Source organism: Cupriavidus sp. SIMBA_020 (genome assembly GCF_046535395.1).
Lineage (GTDB): Bacteria > Pseudomonadota > Gammaproteobacteria > Burkholderiales > Burkholderiaceae > Cupriavidus > Cupriavidus campinensis.
The window spans coordinates 1-247 of record NZ_JAWRWU010001343.1; the positions used below are offsets into that span (position 1 = coordinate 1).

The following is a 247-nucleotide window of genomic DNA, read 5'->3' on the forward strand; positions in this document are numbered from 1 at the left end:
GCCGTGAGCACCAGCTTCCCGCCCGCGGCGATCTCGACATCGCCTTGCGCCAATAGTTTGAGAACTTCTTTGGCAATCACCTCGACATTCGCGTCATGGGACTGGATCTGCACGGGCCCCTTGGTAAATAACCTAATCGCCGTCTGCGAGAACATCCCGATTGCCTTGGCGGCATTTACGATGAATGCTCCAGCAGATCCGATGTGCGTGTTCAGGCCGCTGACCAAATTGATATGGCGATCGGCTG

Annotated in this window: 1 protein-coding gene; it reads right to left on the reverse strand. The window is 56.3% G+C overall.

The window, feature by feature from the left end; genetic code table 11:
* Positions 1-247 (reverse strand): DUF2345 domain-containing protein (locus tag SB751_RS33890; protein WP_410749484.1); only part of this gene is annotated, 247 nt, incomplete at both ends.